The 4,796-nt window shown below is 43.3% G+C and carries 4 protein-coding genes; 2 read left to right on the forward strand and 2 right to left on the reverse strand.

Translation table 11 applies throughout. From position 1 onward, the window contains the following. Nucleotides 1–820 (forward strand): response regulator (locus Q1Q15_RS25285; protein WP_300465540.1); only part of this gene is annotated, 820 nt, incomplete at its 5' end. A 520-nt stretch (nucleotides 821–1,340) separates the two neighbouring features. Here the strand turns inward: Q1Q15_RS25285 and Q1Q15_RS25290 are convergent. Both Q1Q15_RS25290 and Q1Q15_RS25295 read right to left on the reverse strand, forming a co-directional pair. Next, complete coding sequence (locus tag Q1Q15_RS25290) at nucleotides 1,341–2,150, reverse strand: AAA family ATPase (protein ID WP_300465542.1); 810 nt, start codon at nucleotides 2,148–2,150, stop codon at nucleotides 1,341–1,343. After that, the gene (locus Q1Q15_RS25295) at nucleotides 2,147–3,427 is read right to left on the reverse strand and encodes a DDE-type integrase/transposase/recombinase (protein ID WP_300465544.1); all 1,281 of its coding nucleotides are present in this window, start codon (nucleotides 3,425–3,427) and stop codon (nucleotides 2,147–2,149) included. Before Q1Q15_RS25295 ends, Q1Q15_RS25290 begins: the two co-directional genes overlap by 4 nt. A gap of 947 nt (nucleotides 3,428–4,374) precedes the next feature. Between Q1Q15_RS25295 and Q1Q15_RS25300 the strand changes: the two genes are divergently transcribed. After that, on the forward strand, nucleotides 4,375–4,796 hold a 422-nt coding region (locus Q1Q15_RS25300; RefSeq protein WP_300465546.1), incomplete at its 3' end, for a LysE family translocator.

Raw genomic sequence — 4,796 nt, forward strand, 5'->3', positions numbered from 1 at the left:
TGACAATGAGTGCGGACCGGTCATGGTGGATCCCAATCACATTTATCAGATTACCATGAACCTGATTACAAATGCGTTTCATGCAATGGGGCATGATGGCGGGATGCTGGATGTCACACTCAAGGAGATTGCCGTCACCGCGGACAGTCCCTGTGGCTTGAGTCTGAATCCGGGCAGCTATGCCTGCCTGAGCGTTGCTGATACCGGGGAGGGGATAGATGCATCCATCATAAACAAGATATTTGAGCCCTATTTTACGACCAAGGAAAATGGAACAGGAACAGGGATCGGGCTGTCCGTGATTGCCGGTATTGTAAAAAACTATGGCGGAGATATCGGTTTTTCCAGTGAGCCGGGAAAAGGAAGCCTTTTTAAGGTGTACATTCCCAGTAACAGCCGTCCTTTGGACACAACACCCTTTATTAATGGTCAAAAAACGGATTTGCACGGGTGTGAATCAATTCTTTTTGTTGATGATGAACCCTTTATCGTGGATGTCCAGAAAGAGGCCTTTGAACGGTACGGGTATAAGGTCACACCCTTTGTCAGAAGCCTTGATGCCTTGAATGAATTCAAAGCCGAACCCGATATTTTCGACATTGTCATTTGCGACATGACAATGCCCACCATGACAGGCTTGACCCTGGCACTTGAAATCAAAAAAATAAGGCCTGATGTTCCCATCATCATTTCAACGGGTTTCAGTGAAAAAATCAACAAAGACAATTATCATGAAATGGGCATTGACGGTTTTTTAATGAAGCCTGTTAAACCCGACGTGTCCTTGAAACTGATCCGGCATCTTCTGGACAATCGGTAAGATCTATATCCAAACCCCATATCTAATCTTGTTCGTAATCTCAGAAAATTAAAATTTTTTTTAAGGTCAAATAAAATATCGATGTATAGGGTTTAATGGCGTTAGATCTCTCATAGAAGGGGAATCGCTATATCCAACTCAGTTTGCCATTGCACTTGGGGATAAAAAAAATCAGATACTAACTGTTGTAGTTGAATGATTTTGAATAAAGTGTGGACTTACAGGGATAATCTGGGGTTATTGTTGATTGCCTCATTGTATTGGCTTAAATTTCCTGATTATTTTAAATACATTTTATTATTTCCACTTTGTTTTGAACAAACTTGATGGTCGGCGTTGCTCCCACCAGTGGGTTTTTAAGGCATGGGCAGGGCAGCTTGAATAATAATGAAGGGGGAAGCAGAATTTATCCACTTCCCCCTGGCGCATTATTCAATGCAGCCTGCTTTCGGCTATCCCTTGTCAGGTTTCCTCCCCAGGATATCCTGACTCCGTTTCACCGAAACTCTAAATACATTATCTAAAAGATTTCAGTGGCCGCAATGCGGACATGATCAGGCAGTACCTGGTGAGATTTTGCCTGGGCAGCAACAATAATGGCACCCCGGGCCAGATGGTTTGCCTTTCGGAATAGCCCTCCTGCTCCCTGGTGAATGGCAGTGATGGCTGCCGGTTCAAACAAATTTTTATGAACTCCTGCGATGGACAAATGATGGAGCAAATAATCCTCCATACCCTGTCGGTCAACGCCTTGGAGATGACATCTGCCCACTACCCTTGATGCCAGGGGCATGGAATACCTAAATTTTAAGTTATCAACCAGGTTAGCCTGGCCTGCCAGAATAATGGGTAGAAAAGGTTTTGAGTCATTGTCAAACTGTGTCAGGGTGTGCAGTTCAGCAAAAACTTCCAGTCGCAACAGGGATGCTTCATCTATAATCAGAACTATTTTCATCTTTTTCCCGATGACGGTATCCATAATTTCCTGTTTGATTTGGCGGGTCATACGGGTTCTTGAACTGCCCACGGGATCAAGATCCAACTCCCCAAGGATATTGCGATACAGCTCAAGAATGGATCCGTTGGAAGCGGTTACCTGGATAATGCGATACTCCGAAGGATGAAGTTTGCCTGAGACATATCTTAGGGCAGTGGATTTACCGCTACCAATTTCTCCGGTGATCAATGCGACGCTCCCAAGACTTGTGGCATAACGGACACGATTTTCAACGCCCTTTATTTCAGGGGTCTCCAGGATTTCCTTGTGGGCAATGTCAGCAATGAATGGTTCCTTTTGGAGTTCAAAGAAAATACGATGGGAGGTATTCATAGTTTGTCTCCCCACATCTGGCCGGTTTCAGCGGTTGTCTCTTCAAATGAAATCACAGGATCATTGTTTTTGTCTCGTTTTACCCGGCAATTGACATTGAGATCCACCGGCTTTAAAAAACCCCATGATTTTTGCAGGTGCAAAAGTTCCACCCGGTCATATTCATTCTCATGGAAAAGTAGCTCCACTTGTTTGCCCACAAGCTCCACTGGCCCTTCGTACAAGCGTTTATCAAGAATAATGGTCCGATCATTGTTGACTTTGCGTCGAACTGTTTTTCTAAAATGCTCCTTTATATTATCCGGTGTAGAGCGGATACATTCAATACCGTCTGTAAATCGCTCCAGGGGTTTATTCCCTGTGGCAGAATGCTTTCGGTCATTGTAATCATGGGCCAGCCAATCTTCAAAGGCAATATTGATCTCTCCCAGGGTGGTGCCGGTAAACCCCGGCAGGAACTGTGAGCGAACTGTTTTGAAAAATCTTTCAATTTTCCCTTTTCCTTGGGGTTTATATGGTCTGGCATGAATCAGTGCAATTGCCAGAGACGCCATGGTGTGCATCAACTGTTTGGAACGATAGGCACTGCCATTGTCAACATAGAGTTTACGGGGTAGTCCACGCCTGAGGAATGCCTGTTCAAGGGCATGCATGAACGATCGAGTGTTCTCTGAAGCATAAAATTGCCCATACACAATTAGTCGGGAATGGTCATCGATAAAGGCGATCAGATAAGATTTCCTCTGTTTGCCGTCTATTTCCACATGGGGTCCGTGCATGACGTCACTTTGCCACATGTCATTGGGATGTTCCGCTTCAAATTTACGGCGATCTTCAGGTGCTTTGCGTTTTTTCATAAGATCCTGCTGGTGGAAAAAACGATACACCGTTGACTGAGACAGTCGACTGGGTGCAATTCTCCGCTTTTTCATGGTCTTTATAATAAAGGGTACCGTCACATCCGGCATCTCTTTTCTCAGTTGCGCAAGAATCAGGCAGGTTTCATCATCCAATACCCGGGTTGCACCTTTGTCGTTTCTGCCCCTGGGATATAAAGATTCAAGCTGGCCGCCATTTGATTCATAAAGACATATCCATCGTTGAATGGTGCCGCGGCTAATACTGGTTTTGCCGGAGTGGGGAATCAGCCATTTGCGGGCGCACTTTTCCCGCAGCAGATGCTCCCGTTCTCCATGATTGAGCATTATACCGTTTACAAAGTCTTGAATCACACTGTATCGGAATACCGCCACATCAATTTTTTGCTTTTTTTCCATCAGTCCTCCTCTGGAGTTAGGGTTTTCTGGGGAATTACACCCTTTTAAATCCCACTTCAAAGGAAGCCATTGGTTGGTTTTGTATCACACTGTTTTTGTTGCAGATTAAATTGATCTGCTCACAGGAATCTTTCCCATACCCAGAAGATAGTCATAGGAAACCATCAACCCAGACTTCCAGCTCTGAGGGAGATGAGCCTTGATCTGCCCTTTCAGGTTCCTCAGCCAATAACGCATTCGTGCAGTGGATAACTGGGGAGGCCATTTCCCACGATTTATCCGGTGTTGAAGAGCAGACCGAATGGTTGTCCGAGAAGATTGAAAACCGCTAAAGTGACTTGCTGGCCTCATTGTAATGACACAGCCACAGTCAGGGCAACGATAACGTTTTAATAACAACGGAACATCAAAGCAATCAAAATAAGCCGGAACAAATCCATGTCCCCAGACTTTGAAAGAATTACATTTAGGGCACTTTGGTGGGCGCTCCCAGGAAAAATTGCGTCCTCGATCAAAAATATCCTTGAGTATAACGGTAACGAATTGTATCATATTCCTGTTTTTTGGAGGGCAAACAGCCCCCTTTGTTTTATGGGCGGACGAGAGCTGCAACTCTCTCCGCCTAATTTTTTGCATAAAAAAAAGCCCTTACCTATGGGCTATTTAATCTGACAAAATATCAAACAGGTCAATACATTTTAAAAATTTGAGTCTTCATCAAGCCCATTTAGCCTGGAACTCAACACTTGTAACAAACTTGAAAAAATATATTCGAAACTTAAACCATAATTTTTTAGCTTACCAAAAACCATATCTTGTGGTGTCGGTCAACCCGATGAAATTCAACTCTTTAAATATAAAAAAATTCTTCTGGCAGAATCTTACTGAATCAGCTATATCTCTCAAAAAAATTGATTTTCAAATATCACTCAAAGGAAGTAGTGGGAATGACAATTCAATCATGGCTCATGTATTTGACATTGGTGATCATCGCCACATCAACGCCTGGACCTGCGGTTCTTTTCATAATGACGAACTCAACCCTGCATGGATATCGAAAATCAGTATTTGCAGCATTTGGGAATATTGTTGGTCTTTTTTGCCTTGGTATTATAGCCATTACAGGTTTGGGATCAATTCTTAATGCGTCTGAAATCATATTTAAGACTGTCAAATATGCCGGAGCCGCTTATCTGATCTATTTAGGTCTTAAATTAATTTTTCAAAAAAGTATCGATTTTGCTAAAATTAATAACCAGGTAATTCCAACAGAGGTCGCATCTTCCAAAATTTTCATTCAAGCGTTGGGTATTGCTCTGAGCAATCCAAAGGCTATCGTATTCCTCACAGCACTGTTTCCACAGTTTAT

Origin of the sequence: Desulfobacula sp., assembly GCF_030145145.1 — a bacterium.
In the GTDB taxonomy this organism is placed as follows: domain Bacteria; phylum Desulfobacterota; class Desulfobacteria; order Desulfobacterales; family Desulfobacteraceae; genus Desulfobacula.